Origin of the sequence: Streptomyces sp. NPDC085524, from assembly GCF_044541755.1 — a bacterium.
Lineage (GTDB): Bacteria > Actinomycetota > Actinomycetes > Streptomycetales > Streptomycetaceae > Streptomyces.
The window spans coordinates 24962-44307 of sequence record NZ_JBITTH010000039.1 but is presented as its reverse complement, the minus strand read 5'-3'; the positions used below and the strand labels follow the sequence as shown (position 1 = coordinate 44307).

The 19346-nt window shown below is 73.6% G+C and carries 18 protein-coding genes; 9 read left to right on the top strand and 9 right to left on the bottom strand.

Features of this window, described 5'->3' with window-relative positions; genetic code table 11:
• Positions 1-649 precede the first annotated feature (649 nt).
• Together ACIGFK_RS38730 and ACIGFK_RS38725 are read left to right on the top strand one after the other, a co-directional pair.
• Entirely contained in the window at positions 650-1783 is a 1134-nt protein-coding gene (locus ACIGFK_RS38730) for a hypothetical protein (protein WP_400055596.1), read from the top strand.
• Between the two features lie 76 nt (positions 1784-1859).
• On the top strand, positions 1860-2951 hold the full coding sequence (locus tag ACIGFK_RS38725; RefSeq protein ID WP_376661950.1) for a phosphotransferase family protein: 1092 nt from the start codon (positions 1860-1862) through the stop codon (positions 2949-2951).
• A 31-nt stretch (positions 2952-2982) separates the two neighbouring features.
• Here the strand turns inward: ACIGFK_RS38725 and ACIGFK_RS38720 are convergent, their stop codons facing one another.
• On the bottom strand, positions 2983-3441 hold the full coding sequence (locus ACIGFK_RS38720) for a hypothetical protein (protein ID WP_386472404.1): 459 nt from the start codon (positions 3439-3441) through the stop codon (positions 2983-2985).
• A gap of 217 nt (positions 3442-3658) precedes the next feature.
• On the opposite strand from ACIGFK_RS38720, the gene ACIGFK_RS38715 reads away from it, so the two are divergent.
• From ACIGFK_RS38715 to fxsA, 4 genes are all read left to right on the top strand, one after another.
• The gene (locus tag ACIGFK_RS38715; protein ID WP_326593949.1) at positions 3659-4099 is read left to right on the top strand and encodes an Lrp/AsnC family transcriptional regulator; all 441 of its coding nucleotides are present in this window, start codon (positions 3659-3661) and stop codon (positions 4097-4099) included.
• A gap of 117 nt (positions 4100-4216) precedes the next feature.
• Positions 4217-5845, top strand: coding sequence for an amidohydrolase (locus tag ACIGFK_RS38710; RefSeq protein ID WP_376661948.1), 1629 nt, complete (start codon positions 4217-4219; stop codon positions 5843-5845).
• Between the two features lie 337 nt (positions 5846-6182).
• On the top strand, positions 6183-6956 hold the full coding sequence (locus ACIGFK_RS38705; RefSeq protein ID WP_376661947.1) for a polyprenol monophosphomannose synthase: 774 nt from the start codon (positions 6183-6185) through the stop codon (positions 6954-6956).
• Positions 6957-7057: 101 nt separating this feature from the next.
• Positions 7058-7654 carry an FxsA family membrane protein gene (fxsA, locus tag ACIGFK_RS38700; RefSeq protein WP_376661946.1) on the top strand — a complete coding sequence of 199 codons (597 nt, stop codon included), beginning with the start codon at positions 7058-7060 and terminating at the stop codon, positions 7652-7654.
• Positions 7655-7799: 145 nt separating this feature from the next.
• On the opposite strand, the gene ACIGFK_RS38695 is transcribed toward fxsA, so the two are convergent.
• From ACIGFK_RS38695 to ACIGFK_RS38685, 3 genes are all read right to left on the bottom strand, one after another.
• Positions 7800-8174: an RNA polymerase-binding protein RbpA gene (locus tag ACIGFK_RS38695; protein ID WP_007262928.1), complete on the bottom strand. Its 375-nt coding sequence runs from the start codon at positions 8172-8174 to the stop codon at positions 7800-7802.
• Positions 8175-8486: 312 nt separating this feature from the next.
• Positions 8487-9887: an MFS transporter gene (locus ACIGFK_RS38690; protein WP_376660293.1), complete on the bottom strand. Its 1401-nt coding sequence runs from the start codon at positions 9885-9887 to the stop codon at positions 8487-8489.
• A 70-nt stretch (positions 9888-9957) separates the two neighbouring features.
• Positions 9958-10728, bottom strand: a complete 771-nt coding sequence (locus ACIGFK_RS38685; protein WP_376660292.1) for a glycerophosphodiester phosphodiesterase — start codon at positions 10726-10728, stop codon at positions 9958-9960.
• A gap of 192 nt (positions 10729-10920) precedes the next feature.
• On the opposite strand from ACIGFK_RS38685, the gene ACIGFK_RS38680 reads away from it, so the two are divergent.
• The gene (locus ACIGFK_RS38680; RefSeq protein WP_376660291.1) at positions 10921-12423 is read left to right on the top strand and encodes a PLP-dependent aminotransferase family protein; all 1503 of its coding nucleotides are present in this window, start codon (positions 10921-10923) and stop codon (positions 12421-12423) included.
• Positions 12424-12447: 24 nt separating this feature from the next.
• On the opposite strand, the gene ACIGFK_RS38675 is transcribed toward ACIGFK_RS38680, so the two are convergent.
• Together ACIGFK_RS38675 and ACIGFK_RS38670 are read right to left on the bottom strand one after the other, a co-directional pair.
• The gene (locus ACIGFK_RS38675; RefSeq protein WP_376660290.1) at positions 12448-14076 is read right to left on the bottom strand and encodes a hypothetical protein; all 1629 of its coding nucleotides are present in this window, start codon (positions 14074-14076) and stop codon (positions 12448-12450) included.
• 70 nt (positions 14077-14146) lie between these two features.
• Entirely contained in the window at positions 14147-14341 is a 195-nt protein-coding gene (locus ACIGFK_RS38670) for a hypothetical protein (protein ID WP_136210723.1), read from the bottom strand.
• Between the two features lie 303 nt (positions 14342-14644).
• Between ACIGFK_RS38670 and ACIGFK_RS38665 the strand changes: the two genes are divergently transcribed.
• Together ACIGFK_RS38665 and ACIGFK_RS38660 are read left to right on the top strand one after the other, a co-directional pair.
• The gene (locus ACIGFK_RS38665; protein WP_376660289.1) at positions 14645-15061 is read left to right on the top strand and encodes an ankyrin repeat domain-containing protein; all 417 of its coding nucleotides are present in this window, start codon (positions 14645-14647) and stop codon (positions 15059-15061) included.
• 319 nt (positions 15062-15380) lie between these two features.
• Positions 15381-16778 (top strand): HEAT repeat domain-containing protein, encoded by a 1398-nt coding sequence (locus ACIGFK_RS38660; protein WP_376660288.1) that lies wholly within the window; start codon positions 15381-15383, stop codon positions 16776-16778.
• A gap of 238 nt (positions 16779-17016) precedes the next feature.
• Here ACIGFK_RS38660 and ACIGFK_RS38655 read toward each other — a convergent pair whose 3' ends face one another.
• Genes ACIGFK_RS38655 through ACIGFK_RS38645 form a run of 3 tightly spaced genes read right to left on the bottom strand, consistent with a single transcriptional unit; the run spans position 17017 to position 19258 of the window.
• Positions 17017-17880 (bottom strand): biotin-dependent carboxyltransferase family protein, encoded by an 864-nt coding sequence (locus ACIGFK_RS38655; protein ID WP_386472391.1) that lies wholly within the window; start codon positions 17878-17880, stop codon positions 17017-17019.
• Complete coding sequence (locus ACIGFK_RS38650) at positions 17877-18494, bottom strand: allophanate hydrolase subunit 1 (RefSeq protein WP_376660286.1); 618 nt, start codon at positions 18492-18494, stop codon at positions 17877-17879. The genes ACIGFK_RS38655 and ACIGFK_RS38650 overlap by 4 nt, the downstream gene beginning before the upstream one ends.
• On the bottom strand, positions 18491-19258 hold the full coding sequence (locus tag ACIGFK_RS38645; RefSeq protein ID WP_376660294.1) for a LamB/YcsF family protein: 768 nt from the start codon (positions 19256-19258) through the stop codon (positions 18491-18493). Before ACIGFK_RS38645 ends, ACIGFK_RS38650 begins: the two co-directional genes overlap by 4 nt.
• Between the last annotated feature and the right edge of the window lie 88 nt (positions 19259-19346).

Here is a 19346-nt window from a genome sequence, read left to right as displayed (position 1 = left end):
GTCAGATCAGCCCCGGACGGGTCGCAGACGCCGAGACGGGAGAAGCGCGTAGCGATTTGGTGCGCCCGATCTGCCCCGAGGGTCTTGTGGTCGAGGTTCGGGGGTGGGTGGCCGCCTGCTCGGTGCGGATGGCGGCCTGGGAGGGCCCGAGGACAAGGGGGGGCGGGGTCGGACATCGCTGACACGGCCGTCCTTGGAGTTGCGGACCGGCCCGTTCTTTTGGGGGTTTCCCGGCAGTCCTTGTCTTTCCGGGGCGGGACGGCCTGTCAAGGGCGGCCGAAGGCCGTCGCGAAGCGACGCGACGACGAAGGAGGAGCGCCCTTGACAGGCCGTTTCGACACGGAAGGACTATGGGACTGACGGGAAAGCCCCAAGACTTCTCTGATTCCGGCCGGCTCGGACCCCGCCCTCCGCCACCCCCGCCCTCCGCCACCCCCGCCCTCCGCCACCCCCGCCCTCCGCCACCCCCGCCCCGCCGCCCTCGAGGCCGCCCGGCGGGTCCCTCCTGCGGCGTGCAGTGCCGACATGTCAGAGCGTGCCAGAACTCTGGCCCCCATCGCACTTTCTGACGTACCGTCATATCCGCTTGAGCGGCAGTCCCCACACCCACCACCGCAAGCCGCCCCCACCCCCGCCCAGGAGGTTCGCCATGCCCGCCGACCGGCCCATCGGACTGGACGAGTACCCGATCCACCAGGCCCCGCTGTCGATGAAGCACGTCGTCAGCGGTGACCGGAACGCCTACGACCGTTGCATCTTCCACGTCTTCGACCATGCCGGCCGCGCCGTCCTGATCCTCGGCCTCGGGGTGTACCCCAACACCGGGGTCATCGATGCCTACGCCACCCTCCGCATGGGCGACGAGCTGCTCGCCGTCCGGGCCTCCGACGCACTCACCGACGACCGGATGAACCTCAGCGTCGGCCCCCTCTCCATCACGGTCGACGTCCCGCTCAAGCAGCTCACCCTGCGCTGCGCCGCCGACCCGGAGGACCCGGACGGGCTCTCGTACGACCTCATCTGGACCGCCGAGTTCCCCGCCGTCTGGGAGCCCCACCACACCCAGCGCCGCGGCGACCGGCTCATCCTGGAAGGCCGCCGGTTCGTCCAGGCCGGCAACGTGACGGGAACCATCCGGGCCAAGGGCGAGGAGTTCACCGTCACGCCGGGGGAGTGGACCGGTACGCGCGACCGGAGTTGGGGCGTGCGCCCGATACCCGGCGAGGAGGGCGGTCGCGCCGCCGAGGAGTACCGGCCCGAGGGCTTCCACTGGCTCTGGATCCCGGTCCGCTTCGAGGACCGCTTCGTCATGGTCATCGTCCAGGAGGACGCCGACGGGTACCGGGCCCTGAACGAGGCGGTGCTCGTCCACCCCGAGGGCAGCGGCCGCCACGACGTCCAACTCGGCTGGCCGCAGACCGAGATCCGCTACCGGCCCGGCAGCCGTCACCCCGAGAGCGCCGTGGTCCACCTCACCGATCCCGCCCGCAAGCCGCTCGAACTCGCCGTGGAGATCCTGAACTCCTCCCCGCTCGCCGTCGGAGCGGGCTACCCGCCCGCCGCGGACTGGCAGCACGGCAGTTGGCAGGGCCGGGGCTGGACCGACCGGCGCGTCCACGACCTCTCCGACCCGAGCGCGCACCCCATGGCGGCGTTCGGGGTCACCGACCACTCGGCGCGGTTCGTCCTCGACGGGCAGGTCGGCTACGGCATCTTCGAGCACGGCAGCTTCGGGCGCCACGACCCCAGCGGCTTCGCCGACTACTCCTCCGTCGCGCAGTAGCGGCGGAGAAGCCGGAACGCCGCAACGGAACACCGCCACCGGAACACGGCACACAACAGGGAAGGGGCCCACCGCCATGGCAACCGCTCCACGTCCGCGCACCTCCACCCGAGAGCCCGAAGAACTCGGCCGGCGCCTCGCCGCCTGGCTGGACACCCGGCTCCCCGGCGCGAAGGTCACCAACGTCTCCGTCCCCGGCTCCAACGGCATGTCCAGCGAGACCCTGCTCTTCGACATAGAGCACCCCGACACCCCGCTCCGCGCCTGCGCGCTGCGCCTCGCCGCAGACCCGGCCGCCTACACGGTCTTCCCGGCGTACGACATGCCGCGCCAGCACCGCGTGATGGGCCTGGTCGCCCGGCACACGGACCTGCCCGTGCCGTCCGTGCAGTGGCTGGAGGAGGACCCGGCACCGCTCGGGGCGCCGTTCTTCGTGATGGCGCGGGCCGAGGGACGGGTCCCGCCCGACGTCATGCCCTACACCTACGAGGGCAACTGGCTGCACGCCGCGACCGACGCCGAGCGCGCCGTGCTCCAGGAGGCGAGCATCTCGCTGCTGGCGCGCCTGCACGACCAGTTCCCCGCCGAGGAGGCCGAGTTCCTGCTCCCCGAGGGCGAGGGCAGCCCGCTGCGCCGCCATGTCGACGCCCAACGGGCCTACTACTCCTGGGTGGTCGAGGGCCTGGCGCCCTCACCGCTCATCGAGCGGGCGTTCGCCCGCCTCGAGGAGCTCTGGCCGCAGGACGAAGGCCCGGCGGTGCTCAACTGGGGCGACGCCCGCATCGGCAACGTCGTCTACGACGGGTTCACGCCGGCGGCCGTCCTGGACTGGGAGATGGCGGCGTACGCCCCGCGCGAGGTGGACCTCGGCTGGACGGTCTACCTGCACCGGTTCTTCCAGGACCTCACCGTGAGCTTCGGGCAGCCCGGCCTGCCGGACTTCCTGCGCCGCGAGGACCTGGAGCGCCGGTACGCCGAACTCACCGGGCACACCCCGCAGAACATGGAGTTCCACACCCTCTACGCGGCGCTGCGGCACGGGATCGTGATGCTGCGCATCGCCTACCGGCAGGCGCACTTCGGCGAGGTCGAGGTCCCGGAGAACCCGGACAGCCTGATCCTGCACCACGCCAGCCTGGCCGCCATGGTGCAGGGAACGTACTGGTAGGCCTACGCCGCGGTGTGCGCGCAGGAAGCCGTCAGGCCGCCTGCGCGTGCTGCTGCTGGGTCTGGGGCGGCGCGGGGTGCACCAGCCGGACGGGACGGGAGCCGGGGCCGCCGACGTGCGAGAACGGCTGCGTCCGCCAGTCCAGCCCCTGCGGCAGGTCCAGGAGCGCGACGGACTCGAGCTCCTGCACCTCCAGCGACTGGAACGCACCGACGGTGGCCAGCGCGTCGGCGGCGGGCCGTCCGGTGCCCGCGCACACCGTGAGCCCGAAGGGGTTCCACGGGGTCAGGCAGAGCGCGTGCTGCGGCAGGTACTCCTCGTCCGCGACGAGGGCGATCGCCTGGCCGCAGTCGGGGCAGATCGCGTGGCGGATCTCGAACCCCTCGGCGTCGTCGGGGTATTCGGCGTACTCGGAGTACGCGCCCTCCTCGGTGTCGGCCTGTTCGAGGGGCTCCGGTTCGGTGCGACCGGCGCGCTTGGTGTTCAGCATGGATGTACTCCCCCTTGGGTGGGCCGGGCGGGCAGGTTCTTCGGCCACGGCCACACCAAGCACTTCCCGCAGCACGGCACGAGTAACCACGACACGACCCCGTACGCCTGCATGACCCTGTGGCCTTGGTCACATGCCTGCCGCAGATGCCTCCAGTGGGTGGACAGCACTGGGCCAGGAGCGCCCTTGGGCCTTAGGTTGAGCGGCTATGAGCGCAATGGAGGAGCTGGACCGCCAGATCGTTGATCTGCTCGTGCGGGACGGGCGGATGAGTTACACGGATCTGGGCAAGGCCACGGGACTGTCCACGTCGGCGGTCCATCAGCGAGTACGCCGGCTGGAACAGCGCGGGGTGATCCGCGGCTACGCGGCGGTCGTCGACCCCGAGGCCGTCGGCCTGCCGCTGACGGCCTTCATCTCGGTCAAGCCGTTCGACCCGAGCGCCCCGGACGACATCGCCGACAGGCTGTCCGGCGTTCCCGAGATCGAGGCCTGCCACAGCGTCGCGGGCGACGAGAACTACATCCTCAAGGTCCGGGTGGCGACCCCGCTGGAGCTGGAGGACCTGCTGGGCCGCCTGCGCGCCCTCGCCCACGTCTCGACGCGTACGACCGTGGTCCTCTCCACCCCGTACGAGGCACGCCCGCCCCGCGTCTAGTGCCGTGCCCGGCCCGGGTACGCGACCGCCCCTACCGGCAGGCGGGGGAGCGCCCCCGCGGGGGCGTGCCCGCACCCGCGTCCGGCCGGGGCCGGCGGAGGGGTGAGACTGTTCCCCATGACTGACCGCACCGCCATCTCCGCCGACGCCGCCGGAGCATCCCCCCGTACCGTCCTCCTGCGCGGGGGCGAGGTCCACAGCCCCGCCGATCCCTTCGCCACCGCGATGGTCGTCGAGCAGGGCCGTGTGGCCTGGGTCGGCTCCGAGGGGGCGGCCGATGCCTTCGCCCAGGGCGTGGACGAGGTCGTCGACCTCGGCGGCGCGCTCGTCACGCCCGCCTTCACCGACGCGCACGTGCACGCCACCTCCGCGGGGCTCGCCCTCACCGGGCTGGACCTGTCCGGCGCCCGGTCGCTGGCCGCCGCGCTGGACCTCGTACGGGCGTACGCCGCGAGCCGCCCCGCGGACCGGGTGCTGCTCGGGCACGGCTGGGACGCCGCCCGCTGGCCCGAGCGCCGGGCGCCGCGGCGGGCCGAGCTCGACGAGGCCGCCGGGGGCCGTCCCCTCTACCTCAGCCGCATCGACGTGCACTCGGCCGTGGTCACCACCGCCCTGCTCGACCTCGTCCCCGGGGTGCGCCCCGCCGGTGACGAGCCGCTGACCCGCGACGACCACCACGCCGTCCGGCGGGCCGCCCTCGCCGCCGTCACCCCGGCGCAGCGGGCGGAGGCCCAGGCGGCCGCCCTCGACCGGGCCGCGTCCCTCGGCATCGGCTCCCTGCACGAGTGCGGCGGGCCCGACATCTCCTCCGCCGAGGACTTCACGGCCCTGCTCGCCCTGGCGGCCGAGCGGCCCGGGCCGCGCGTGTTCGGGTACTGGGCCGACCGGGACCTCGGCCTGGCGAAGGAGCTCGGGGCGGTCGGAGCCGCCGGCGACCTCTTCGTGGACGGGGCCCTCGGTTCGCACACCGCCTGCCTGCACTCCGCGTACGCCGACGCCCCGCACACCGGTACCGGCTACCTGGATGCCGCCGAGGTGGCCGAGCACGTCGCCGCCTGCACCGAGGCGGGCCTCCAGGCCGGTTTCCACGCCATCGGGGACGCCGCGGTGACCGCCGTGGTGGAGGGGGTCCGGGCGGCCGCCGAGAAGGTCGGCCTGGCCCGCGTCCGCGCAGCCAGGCACCGGGTCGAGCACGCCGAGATGATGACCCCCGCGACCATCGCCGCCTTCGCGGAGCTGGGTCTGACCGCCTCCGTGCAGCCCGCCTTCGACGCGGCCTGGGGCGGCGAGGACGGCATGTACGCCGACCGCCTCGGGGCCGAGCGCGCCCGCACCCTGAACCCGTACGCGGCGATGCTCAAGGCAGGCGTCCCGCTGGCCTTCGGCTCGGACGCCCCGGTGACCCCGCTCGACCCGTGGGGCACCGTGCGCGCGGCCGCCTTCCACCGGACGCCCGAGCACCGGATCTCCGTACGGGCCGCCTTCACCGCCCACACCCGGGGCGGCTGGCGGGCGCTGGGCCGCGACGACGCGGGGGTGCTGGTCCCCGGCGCCCCGGCCGACTACGCGGTCTGGCAGACCGCCGAACTGGTCGTGCAGGCCCCCGACGACCGGGTCGCCCGCTGGTCCACCGACCCGCGCTCCGGGACCCCCGGGCTGCCCGACCTGACCCCCGGCTCGGAGCTGCCCGTGTGCCTGGCCACGGTGGTCGGCGGGCGGGAAGTATTCGTACGCCCACAGGGGTGATGAGGCGGGCCTCGGTGCGGTGCGGGCGGTCGGACCCGGATAGGTTCGGCCGGGTCCACCACAAGGACGTCCGTGCCGGACGGCTCCGTCTGTCCAGCGCGCCCGCGCCTCGGGGGCGAGGGAAGGTTTCGCCGGTAGGGGGTCCCACCCGCTCCGAAGGAGCTCGGGGGAGAGTGGTCCCGGTTCGGGGCCGCGCGGTCCAGTAGACAACGGTCACGGCGGCCCGCAGCCAGCGGGAGTCCGACCGGCCCGAAGGACCGCGTGCCCCGATCACTGTTCTAGAGTCGTCTCCTGCGACCAGATGTACGACACGTGCGCGAGCACAAAAGGGGACTCAGTGAGCGACGGCGGACAGCGGACCTACGGACCGCTCGGTACGGCCTTGGTGATCATTCCGACCTACAACGAGGCGGAGAACATCGGGCTGATCGTCGGCCGCGTCCGCGCGGCGGTGCCCGAGGCCCACATCCTGGTCGCGGACGACAACAGCCCCGACGGCACCGGCAAGCTCGCCGACGAGCTCGCGGCCGGCGACGACCACGTGCACGTGCTGCACCGCAAGGGCAAGGAGGGGCTCGGCGCCGCCTACCTCGCGGGCTTCGTCTGGGCCCTGGAAGCGGGCTACGGCGTGATCGTCGAGATGGACGCCGACGGCTCCCACCAGCCGGAGGAGCTGCCCCGCCTGCTCACCGCGCTGACCGGCGCCGACCTGGTCCTGGGCTCCCGCTGGGTGCCGGGCGGCCGCGTCGTGAACTGGCCCAAGAGCCGGGAGTTCCTCTCCCGGGGCGGTTCCACGTACTCCCGGCTGATGCTGGGCGTCCCGATCCGCGACGTGACGGGCGGCTACCGGGCCTTCCGGCGCGAGACCCTCGAGGGGCTGGGCCTCGACGAGGTGGCCTCCGCGGGCTACTGCTTCCAGGTCGACCTGGCCCGCAGGGCGGTGCAGAAGGGTTTCCGCGTGGTGGAGGTGCCCATCACCTTCGTCGAGCGCGAGTTCGGCGACAGCAAGATGAGCAAGGACATCGTGGTGGAGGCCCTGTGGCGCGTCACACAGTGGGGCGTCAAGGCCCAGGCGGCCAGGCTCCTCGGCAAGGGACAGCGGAAGCGCTGACCGGGCCGCACGGGCGCCGACCTGTCCGGAGGGCCCCCTAGGGCCTGTCCGGTACCTCCGGCTGAGGACACTTTTACACCGGCCCAGGCACACTGGACGGTATGACGACCGGCACTGGATCCCTGCGGACGGGCACTTCGACGTCCCCCCGGCGGCGCTCGCCCGCCCGTACCTTCCTCCCCCTCGCTGTGGCCGCCTGGCTGATCCTGGAGATCTGGCTGCTCAGCCTGGTCGCGCAGGCCGGCGGCGCGCTGGCCGTCGCCGCACTGCTCGCGGCCGGGATCGTGCTCGGTGCGGTGGTCATCAAGCGGGCCGGGCGGCGGGCCTTCAAGAACCTGGCGGGCACCTTCCAGCAGGCCCAGCAGGGGCAGCAGCCCACCCCGCAGCAGCCTGGTCAGGGCAATGCCCTCACCATGGCGGCGGGGCTGCTCCTGATGATGCCCGGTCTGATCTCGGACGCGGCGGGCCTGCTCCTCCTGCTGCCGCCCGTCCGCTCCTTCATCGCCCGCAGGGCCGCCCGCTCCCTGGAGCGGAAGATGGCCTCCGCCCCGGCCGGCAGCTTCGGCGACGCCTTCCAGCAGGCCCGCATCCACTACCCCGACGGCAAGATCGTCCAGGGTGAGGTCATACGGGAGGACCGGCCCGGCGGCCGGGACCAGGGCCCGGACACCGCCCACCGGCCGCCGATCGCCCCGTAGCCGGCCGGGCAGAACCGGTAGCGGGGCAGAAACCGGCAGGGCCGCCGGCAACCGGCGGGGCCGCCGAGCCGGTGGAACGCCGAGGGGCCCGCCACACGATGTGTGGCGGGCCCCTCGGCGTTTTCCTTGTTGCAGCGTCCGCAGACTACGCGGACTTGCGGCTGTCCCGCGGATGCACGGCAATGTTCATGGCGCCGGAACGAAGGACCGCAAGCCTCTCGGCCAGCACTTCCTCCAGCTCCTCGCGGGTGCGCCGCTCCATGAGCATGTCCCAGTGCGTTCGCGCAGGCTTGCCCTTCTTCTCTTCGGGCCCGTCCCCGTCCACCAGGAGTGCCATGGCGCCGCACGCCTTGCACTCCCACTCCGGCGGAATTTCTGCCTCAACCGAGAACGGCATCTCAAATCGATGTCCGTTCTGGCATGCGTACTCCACCGCCTGGCGCGGGGCCAGATCGATGCCGCGGTCCGTCTCGTAGCTGGTAACCACGAGGCGCGTACCGCGGAGAGCTCGCTCACTCATGAATCGTGCCTCCCGGGCTTGTCGCCCACAGGACAGGTGTCGCTGTCGTCGTCATCCGGTCAACGTCCGGTCGGCGGTATTGATTCCCGATCCGGGTCATGCGTCGCCCGTCGTGCCGCCCCTTGTTGTACCCACCAATGCCCGTTTTGTCACATCTGGCAGCAGATGTCACCCACCGTCCACGCTTCTTGAGCGCGCAGTAACGGTCCGCCTGGCAGGCCAAAGGCGTACACTACCGGCCCTTTGCTTCAACGTCTAAATTCGTTCGGAATTCGTTCGTGGATGCGGGCCGGGCGCGCTCACGGACACCTCTCAGATCCGTTCGGGTACAGGATTGCCTGCCGCCTCCACCGCGCGCCGCACCGGCACCCTCGCGAGCAGCACGAAACCCAGTGCGAAGAAGACCACCAGCGAGATGATCGCGTCCCGGTAGCTGCCCGTGAGCTGGTACGTCAGGCCGAAGACGAGGGGGCCGACCCAGCTCAGGCCGCGGTCGCTCATCTCGTACGCGGAGAAGTACTCGGCCTCCTTGCCCGCGGGCACCAGGTGCGAGAAGAGCGAGCGCGACAGCGCCTGGCTGCCGCCCAGCACCAGCCCGATCATCGCGGCGAGCGCGAAGAACCAGACCGGAGTCCGGGCCGGAAGGAAGTAGCCGGCCGCCAGGGTCAGCGCCCATGCGGCCAGCGAGCCCAGGATCGTCCGCTTCGCGCCGTACGTGACCGCGAGACGGCCCATCGCCAGCGCGCCGGCCACCGCCAGGACCTGCACCAGCAGCACCGCCCCGATCAGGGTGGACTGGTCCAGCTCCAGCTCCTCCGAGCCGTAGATGGAGGCCTGGGAGATCACCGTCTGCACGCCGTCGTTGTAGATGAGGTACGCGAGCAGGAAGGACAGGGTCAGCGGGTAGCGCCGCATGTCCTTCAAGGTGGCGACGAGCTGCTTCCAGCCGCTGACCGCCGGGCCCTCGCCGGGCTCGCGGACCACCTTCCGGTCCCGCAGCCGGCGCAGCGGGATCAGCGCGAAGGCCCCCCACCACAGTCCCGCGGAGGCCAGGCAGATCCGTACCGCCATGCCCTCGGTGAGGCCGAAGGAGTCGTGGCCCATGTAGAGCACCAGGTTCACGACGAGCATCACGGAGCCCGCGGTGTAGCCGAAGGCCCAGCCGCGCGAGGAGACGGTGTCGCGCTCGTCCGGCGTGGAGATCTGCGGCAGGTAGGCGTTGTACAGCACCATCGAGATGGACAGCGAGGCGTTCGCCACGACCAGCAGCAGTCCGCCGAGCAGATAGCGCTCACCGCCCAGGAAGAACATCCCGGTCGTCGCGGCGGCGCCCGTGTAGGCCGCCACCGCCAGCATCGGCTTCTTGCGCCCGCTCCGGTCGGCGACCGCGCCCACCAGCGGCATGAGCACCACGGCCAGGATCACCGAGGCGGAGACCGCGTACGCGAAGAAGGACCCGGCCCGCACCGGGATGCCCAGCGGGTGGACGAAGCCCTCGGCGTCGGCCGCGGCCCGGGCGATCGAGGTCAGGTAGGGCCCGAGGAACACCGTGAGCACGCTCGCCGAGTACACCGACACGGCGAAGTCGTAGAAGTACCAGCCGCGCTGCTCGCGCTTGCGTGCGGCCGCCGCGGCCGGGTCGGCCGTCGCGTCGGTGCCCGATCTGCCGCCGTCGGCCCCGGACTCCGCTTCGTCCTCGGTCTGCGCACTCATTTCGGTGCCCCCTCGCTGGTCCCCGTACCGCACGGCCCGCCGGGCCCCGCGCGGGCGCCCCCCGGCCTTCTCAGGCCCAGGCTCCGCGGCGGTCCAGCACCGTGCGCAAGATGTCGATCCGGTCGGTCATGATGCCATCGACTCCCAGGTCCAGGAGAGCCTCCATGCGTTCCGGTTCGTTCACGGTCCACACGTGCACCTGGAGTCCCCGTTCGTGCGCGGTGCGTACGAACCTCCGGTCGACCACGCGGATGCCCGCCTGGGTCTCCGGAACCTGCGCCGCCACCGCTCCCACCCGCAGTGCCGCCGGGATCGCGAACGAGCGCAGCCGCAGGCCGACCACCCCGCGCACGCCGTAGGAGGTCGCCAGCCGGGGGCCGGCGATCTTCTGGGCCCGGGCGACCCGGCTCTCCGAGAAGGAGCCCACGCACACCCGGTCCCAGACGCCCTTCCGCGCGATCAGGTTGACCAGCGGGTGCAGGGCCGACTCGGCCTTGACGTCGATGTTCCAGCGGGCGTCCGGGAACTCCTCCAGCAGGTCCTCGAAGAGGGCGAGGGGCTCGGCGCCCGCCACCCGGGCCTCGCGGATCCGCTTCCAGGGCAGCTCGGCGATCCGGCCCGTCCCGTCGGTGACCCGGTCCAGCGTGGAGTCGTGGAAGGCGACGAGCTTCCCGTCGGCGGAGGCGTGCACATCGGTCTCGAAGTACCGGTAGCCCGCGTCGGCGGCCCGGCGGAAGGCGGCGGAGGTGTTCTCCAGCCCGTCCGCGGCGCCTCCCCGGTGGGCGAAGGGGATCGGAGCCGGGTGGTCCAGATACGGATGGCGAAGGCGTACGTGCGTCACGCGCGCAGTATCCCCCGCGCGGGCCGCCCCGCGGTGACCGGAAGCGGTCGGGCAGTCGAAGACCGGTTGTGGGGAGGACCGCCCCTGGTGCGGGTGGACTGGTACGTGGCAGGCTGGGTCCGCAGTTCCCAAGCCAATCCTGGCCGGTGATGGATCCGGCCGGGGCCAATCCGACGAAGGTGGACCGGACGCATGGCCGAATGGACCTCGGCGGTCGGCGCCGCACAGCTCGCCCGTCTCATCACCTCGCAGCAGGAGCGGCCCGCAGTCCCGGGCGCCCGCAAACTGCCCGCGTACCGCACCCTCGCCGACGGGATCCGGCTGCTCGTCCTGGAAGGCCGCGTTCCGGTCGCCGCCCGGCTGCCCGCCGAGCGGGAGCTGGCCGGCTCCCTCTCCCTCAGCCGCACCACCGTCGCCGCCGCCTACGAGGCCCTGCGCGGGGAGGGGTTCCTGGAGTCCCGCCGCGGCGCCGGAAGCTGGACCTCCGTCCCCGCCGGGAACCCGCTGCCCGCCCGCGGGCTGGAGCCGCTGCCGCCCGAATCCCTCGGCTCCATGATCGACCTGGGCTGCGCCGCGCTCCCGGCCCCCGAGCCGTGGCTGACCAAGGCCGTCCAGGGCGCCCTCGAGGAGCTGCCGCCGTACGCGCACACCCACGGGGACTACCCGGCGGGCCTGCCCGCGCTGCGGCGGATGCTCGCCGACCGCTACAGCGAGCAGGGCATCCCCACCATGCCCGAGCAGATCATGGTCACCACCGGGGCGATGGGCGCCATCGACGCCATCTGCAGCCTCTTCGCCGGGCGCGGGGAGCGGATCGCCGTGGAGTCCCCGTCCTACGCGAACATCCTGCAGCTGATGCGCGCCGCCGGGGCCCGCCTCGTGCCCGTGGCCATGGCCGAGGGGCTGGCCGGCTGGGACATGGACGTCTGGCGCCAGGTGCTGCGCGACTCGGCCCCCCGCCTCGCGTACGTCGTGGCCGACTTCCACAACCCGACCGGGGCCCTGGCCTCCGAGGAGCAGCGCCGGGCGATGGTGGAGGCGGCCCGGGCGGCGGGCACCGTCCTGGTCGCGGACGAGACGATGCTGGAGCTCAAGCTGGAGCCCGGTCTGGAGATGCCCCGCCCGGTCTGCTCCTTCGATCCGGCCGGCTCCACGGTGATCACCGTGGGCTCGGCCAGCAAGGCCTTCTGGGCCGGGATGCGGATCGGCTGGGTCCGCGCGGCCCCCGACGTCATCCGCAGCCTGGTGGCCGCGCGCGCCTACGCCGACCTGGGCACCCCCGTGCTGGAGCAGCTCGCGGTGAACTGGCTGATGCGGACCGGCGGCTGGCAGGAGGCCGTCGCCATCCGCCGCGAGCAGGCCCGCGACAACCGCGACGCCCTGGTGGCGGCGGTCCGCCGGGAGCTGCCCGACTGGGAGTTCGAGATCCCGCAGGGCGGGCTGACCCTGTGGGCCCGCGCGGGCGGGCTCTCCGGGTCCCGGCTGGCCGAGGTGGGGGAGCGGGTCGGCGTGCGCGTCCCCTCGGGCCCCCGCTTCGGTGTGGACGGGGCCTTCGAGGGCTACGTACGGCTGCCCTTCACGGTGGGCGGACCGGTGGCCGACGAGGCCGCCGGCCGGCTGGCCGCGGCGGCCCGGCTGGTCGGCACGGGCGCGGCCGGCGGCAGTGCCGAACCCCCGCGCACGTTCGTCGCCTGAGCCCCCGCGGGCACCCGGCCGGGGTCAGGGGGCCTCGGCCGCCACTTCCGGGATCTCCGCGGTGTCGACGGCCGGGCCCTGGGCGGGCGGCTGCGCCCGGACCGCCTTCGTCAGCGTGACCCGTGCCCCGTCGGCGTCCTGCTCGGGGCCGCGTTCGGGCAGGAGCGCCAGCACCGCCTGGCGGTACGCCGGGTGCGTGGCGTCGTCGTACGGGTCCGGGGTGGAGGGCACCTGGAGCCGGTGGACGGGGCCCGCGCCGAGCCGGGCGTACCCGCGCCCCGGCGGCACCTGCGCGGGGGGCGTGGTGTGCGGCGGCAGGCCCAGCACGTCGGCGATCTGCTGGATCGCGGCGTGCCCGAGCACGACCCGGGCCCGGGTGTGCTGCCAGACGGCGTCGTTCAGCAGTTCCAGGTGGTCGAACTGCTCGGCCACCGCCACCGTGACGTGCGCGGCCCGGCCGTGCCGCAGCGGCACCTGGAGCCGGGCCAGCGGATCGGGGAGTCCCTCGGCGGCAGCGAGGTGGGCCGGCACGCTGGGCTGGTCCAGCAGGATCCACAGGGGGCGCCTGGTGTCCTCGGGCGCGGGGCGGCCCGCCTCCCGGGCCCGGTGGGTGGCCACGAGCCGTCGTTCGGTCTCCTGGGCGGCCCATTCCAGGGTGGCCAGCGCCCCGGTGGGCCCGGACTCCACGGCGAGGACGCCGCTGCGGCCGGAGAGGCAGGCGTACTCGCCGCTGCCGCCGCCGTCGACGATCAGTACGTCACCGCCGTGCCGCAGGGCCTGCAGGGCGATGGAGCGCAGCAGGCTGGTGGTGCCGCTGCCGGGCTGGCCGACGGCCAGCAGGTGGGGCTCGGTGGAGCGGGGGCCGGTCCGCCAGATCACGGGCGGTACGTCCTTGGGTTCGCCGCCCTCCAGGACGGGCAGGGTGCGCTGCACGCTGCCGGAGTCGGTGAAGCCGAGCACGGTCTCCCCGGGGGAGGTCACGAAGGGCTGGGCGGCGATGCCCGTCGGCAGCGCCGCCAGCACACGCAGGTCGAGCTGGTTGCCCTCCTCGTCCCAGTCGAAGAGATACTCCCGTCCGCGCCCGGACTTGGCGTGCAGCAGTGCCTCGATCCGGGCCCGCGAAGCGGCCTCGCCATCGGTGAAGTAGGCCGGGTAGCGGATGTGGAGCCGGGTGACGCGGCCCGCCTCGTCGAACTCGTAGCCGCTGAAGGCCTTGTCCCACTCCCCGCCGTGGGCGAAGAGCGGACTCGGGTCCTCCGGGATGGAGAAGTACGGCACGAGGGCTTCGTAGAGGGAGCCGAGCCGTTCGGTCTCGGCCTCGCTGGGCCCGGTCTTCACCGGATTGCGGTCGCGCCCCTGCCAGGCCGCCGCCGCCATGAGGGTGATCAGGGCGAGGAGCGGGCCGTAGGGGACGAGTGCGACCACGAGGACGCAGGCGGCACCCAGGAACAGCGCGGGACCACGCTTGTCCTTGGGGGTCCCGGACCATGTGCGCCGCCCGGCCGAGGCCAGGATGCGCAGGCCGCGTCCGATGGTGAGGAGCGGATGGAGGACGTCCGTGGCGCTGTCGGCGGCCGTGCGAGCGAAGTCGCGGCCCCGGGCCAGCGAGGCGGTGCCGCTGCTGAGGATGCGGGGAAGTGGGCGCCGGGCCACGGGCGTCTCCTGGAGTTGTGGGTGTGACGTGTGATTCGGGTGTTGCTGGTGTCGCGGTGCGGTGGCCGGGCTAGAGCTTGATCCCGCCGAGCAGGCTCGCGAGGCTCGCCGTGGACGCCGTGATGCTCGGGGCGATGGCGGAACCGGCGAGGAAGAAGCCGAAGAGGGAGCAGACGAACGCGTGCGTCAGCTTCATCCCGTCCTTCTTGAAGAACAGGAAGGCGATGATGCCTAGCAGGACGACGCCCGAGATGGACAAGACCATGAGAGGTTCTCCTGGTGGGTGGGGACAGTCACCATCAGTTGTCCCAGGCTCACAGGAAGTATCAATGCGACAAAAGGTGCATACGGGTGAATCGGTGGGTTTTTCACTTGACCGGCTCATCCCGGCTGGCGCGTCCGGCACAAAGGGGGTCGAGGGTGATCATTGCCTCGGCCCGGGCCGTACATGTGCAGGTCCGGGCGCTACTCTGGCGATTCACCCGTACGGACGCAGCGCCGTGCACCCCCCTGCCCGCACGGCCCGGGGAAGCTTCATGCCAGCAGCGAGTGAAAGGCGGTACGCACGATGAGCGAGCACACCGAAGGCACCTCTCCCGAGGCCCTCGACGAGGACGTCATCGAACTGGCCACCAAGATCTTCGACCTCGCCCGTCAGGGTGAGACCGCACAGCTCACCGCCTACCTCGACGCGGGCGTCCCGGCGAACCTCACCAACGACCGCGGCGACACCCTCGTCATGCTGGCCGCCTACCACGGCCACGCGGGGACGGTCACGACCCTGCTGGCCCGCGGAGCCGAGGCCGACCGCGCCAACGACCGCGGCCAGACCCCCCTCGCCGGCGCCGTCTTCAAGGGCGAGGAGGCGGTCATCCGCGCCTTGCTCGCGGGCGGCGCCGACCCGAACGCCGGAACCCCCTCCGCCGTCGACACGGCGCGCATGTTCGCCAAGGCCGACCTGCTGGAACTCTTCGGAGCCAAGTAGTCCGCTTTTTGCCGCCCGCCGACCGGTACAGACCTCACAGGTTGATCACGGCAGCCGTAAATGTGGTCGCGGTGCACAAACCGGCTGGGTCATCATGGCGTCGGATTCGATTCGCGAGCACGGGGGACGGGCAGGACGGCATGACGCGAAGGGTGTCCCGGCCGAGTCCGGCCGCCATGGTCACGAAGCACCGACGAGAGTGAGAAGGCAATGGTCTACATCGAGCGGAACAAGACGGCGAACGCCCTCACATGCTGTTACGCGGCCCTGTGAATCACGATTCCCGGTTGCGTCCCCAGCTTGATTTGAGGCCATTCCCATGTTCGAACCAGTCATAGCGCCGAGCGGTACCCTGCTCGGGCTCCTCCAGCGCGGCCGCGGCGACGGCACGCTGCACGCACTCGCAGCGCCCAGGGCCGAGGCCCTCGCGGCCCTCAACCAGTGCGTGCTCCGCGATCCGCGACAGGACTGGCAGGTCGAGAACCGCTCCCTGTACTACGCCAGGCTCTACCTGGATCTCGACGGCCCCCTCGCCGAGATCGAGAGCCACCTCTTCAGCGCCGACGACCTCGTCGACGAAGAGGACCACAGGACCGGCCTCGCCCTGTCCGTGCTCGGCCACCTGGCCTCGTACGGCCGCGACGACGCGCTGATGCTGCTGCGCCGCTACGCCGCCTCCGGGGCGAACTGGGCCTGGGCCCTCGACGAGCTCGCCCTGCGCGACGACGACGAGGGGCTGCGCTCCCTCGGGGCGTCCGTCCTGGCCCGCTTCCCCGCCACGGCGGAGGGCGAGGCGCGGCTGGCCGCCGCGGTCCGCGACGCCTACGAGCCCAGGCCGTGGTGCCTGTGGGAAGAGTCGCCGTTGTACGGGGAGCGCCTGCGCGCCGCCCGGCAGCAGGGCTCCTTCGACCGCTGGCAGCGCCAGATGACCCCCAGCGGGCCCCGGCCGGGCTGGGGCGTCCAGGCGGTCTTCGAATGGGCCGCCGACGGCCTGCGCCGCGGCACGCCGCTGCACGTGCCCGCCGCCCGCTGCCTGGCCGCCGTGGCCCAGCCCGAGGACCGCCCCGCGGTCTTCGCGGCCGCCGCCGGCCACAGCGGCGAGGCCGCCCGTGCCACCGCCCTGCACCACCTGGTCCTCGCCGAACCGGAGAACCCGGCCGTACTGGACCTCATCGAAGCCGCCGCGGACGAACCCGCCGTGGCCGCCTACGAGCGCATGTGCGGCCCCGAGGCCGTCGAACGGGCCCGGCGCTGGGTCCACCGCCCCGACGCCCTCGGAGCGGCAGCAGCGGCCGTCCTCGCCGCCCGCGGCGGCGCCGAGGACGCCGGACTCGTCCTGGGGGCGCTCCGCTCCACCGTCCGGGGCTCGGGCCCCGACACCCAGCGGCTCTTCGCCCTGGTGGACGGCGCCGGCCGGCTCGCGATCGGCTGCGCGGCCCCCGTGCTGCGCCACGTCTACCGCGAGACCGCCTCCTCGCACCTGCGCGGCCGCGCCGCCCAGGCCCTGGCCAGCACGGACCCCACCTTCGCGGCGGGCTTCGCCGTCGAATGCCTGTGGGACTGCGAGGAGACCACCCGCGAGGTGGCCGCCCGCCACGCCGAGACCGCCGATGCCCGCGTGGCCCCCCGGCTGCGCCGCCTGGCGGCGGACCCGGCCGAGGAAGAGGACGTACAGTCGGCGGTCCGCAGCCGGATCACTCCGGAATCCGCCGTGTAGCGCACGCCATGGACAGCGGTCCACGGACGGGGGACGTGCGTGGACGAATCGGGGGCCGGTGCCCGGCCCGTGGGGGACGCCCTCGGCAGGCTGCGTCCCGGCCGACAGCCCGGGGACCCCGGCAGGGTCCCCGCCCATCAGTGCGCACGGCCCCATCAGGTGCACGGCCCCATCAGGTGCACGACCCCATCAGGTGCACGACCCCATCGGGTCGACCGCAGGAGCCCCCTGCGTCCCGTCAGGCCCGGGTGAACCGCACGGCGGTCCCCGGACGGGCCTGCGCCGCAGCATCCAGCGCCGGGCCGGGCGGGACCACGCCCACCACCGGATAGCCGCCCGTCACCGGGTGGTCGGCCAGGAACACCACGGGCAGGCCGTCCGGCGGCACCTGGACCGCCCCCAGCACCATCCCCTCGCTCGGCAGCTCGCCGGCCCGGGCACGGACCAGCGGGGAACCGGCCTCCGTGCGCAGCCCGATCCGGTTCGACATCGCCGACACCCGGAACACCGCCCGCCACAGCCCGGTGACCGAGGCTTCGGTGAACCAGTCGGCCCGCGGCCCGAGCCGCAGCGGCAGCAACAGCTCCGACGGGGCCCCCGCCAGCCCCCAGGCGTCCGCGCCGGCCACCGGCTCCGCGGCCGCCGCCCCCACCGCCAGCACGGTCCCCGCCGTCAGCACGGGCGGGCCCAGACCCGACAGCAGGTCGGTCGAGCGGCTGCCCAGGACCGGCGCGACGGCCAGCCCGCCCCGCACCGCGACGTAGCTGCGCACCCCGGATTCCGCCCGGCCCACCTCCAGCTCCGCCCCCGGCGACAGCCGCACCGGCGCCCCCCAGGCCACCGGGCGCCCGGAGACCCGTACGGAACACGGCGCGCCCGTGACCGCCACCGTCGTCGCGGCGAGGGCCCGCAGGGCGACCCCGTCCAGGGTGGTCTCCAGCGCCGCCGCGTCGGGCGGGTTGCCGAGCAGCCGGTTGGCCAGCGCGTGCGCCGCCGTGTCCAGGGCCCCGGAGCGGGGGACCCCCAGGTGCGCGTACGCCGGGCGGCCCCGGTCCTGGACCGTGGTCAGCGCGCCCGGCCTGATCACCAGCAGCCCGCTCATCCGGCCGCCTCCGTGAACCGCACCCGGACACCCGGCGCGAACAGGGCCGTCGGCTCCCGCTCCGGGTCCCAGAGCACCGCCTCCGTGGAGCCGATCAGCTGCCAGCCGCCGGGGGAGGAGCGCGGGTACACCCCCGCGTACTCCCCGGCCAGCGCCAGCGAGCCCGCGGGCACGGACGGCCGGGGCGTGTCCCGCCGGGGCAGGTGGAACCGCTCCGGCAGGCCCGTCAGGTAGCCGAAGCCCGGGGCGAAGCCGCAGAAGGCCACCCGGAACTCGGTGGCGCCGACGATGCCCGGCACCTCCGCGGGGGCCACCCCCCACAGCCGGGCCGCCTCCGCCAGGTCCGGCCCGTCGTACCGCACCTCCACCGTCACCAGCGGGCCCTGCGAGGGCGCGAGCGGCGGCACCTCCCACCGCGCGATCCGGGCGCCGAGCGCGGCCGGATCCCGTACGCCGTCCAGGAGCACGGTCCGGGCCGCGGGCACCAGCTCCCGTACGGGGCCCAGCTCGCCCGCATCCCGGCGGCGCAGCAGCTCGGCGTGGAGCGCGGCGACCTCCGCCGCCGAATCCAGCTCGATCAGCAGCGCCCCGCCGCCCACCACCAGGCTCCTCACGCGAAGGCCTCCACCCGCACCCCGGCCGCGCCCAGCGCCTCCCGGACCCGGCGGGCCAGACCGGCGGCCCCCGGGGTGTCCCCGTGCAGGCACAGGGAGCGGGCCGCGACCGGCACCGGCGAGCCGTCGGCCGCCCGCACCGTCCCCCCGGCCGCCATCCGCACGGCCCGCTCCACCAGCGCGTCAGGGTCGTGCAGCACCGCGCCCGGCTCGCCGCGCGGCACCAGCGTCCCGGCGGGCGTGTAGGCGCGGTCGGCGAAGGCCTCGGCCACGGGCGCCAGCCCGGCCTCCTCCGCGGCGGCGAGCAGCAGCGACCCGGGCAGCCCCAGCACCGGCAGCCCCCCGGTGGCGCCCGCCCCGGCCGCGAGCCGGACCCCGGCGACCACGGCGGCCGCCTGGTCGGCGTCGTGCACGGTGCGGTTGTAGAGCGCACCGTGCGGCTTCACGTACGACACCCGGGAACCGGCCGCCCGCGCGAACACCTCCAGCGCCCCGATCTGGTAGGCCACCTCGTCGGCGAGCTCGCCGGGCGGCACGTCCATGGAGCGCCGGCCGAAGCCCGCCAGGTCGCGGTAGGAGACCTGGGCGCCGATCCGTACGCCCCGGGCCGCGGCCAGCTCGCAGACCTGGCGCATGATGGACGGGTCCCCGGCGTGGAAGCCGCAGGCGACGTTGGCGCTCGTCACGACGGACAGCAGGGCCTCGTCGTCGGTGAGCGTCCAGCGCCCGAAACCCTCGCCGAGATCGGCGTTGAGGTCGATCACGGCAGTGGATGCGATCATGGAAGCCATGCGCCGAGGGTAGAGCAGCCCGCCCGGGGGCAGCCCCGGACGATCAGAACGATCCGGCCGA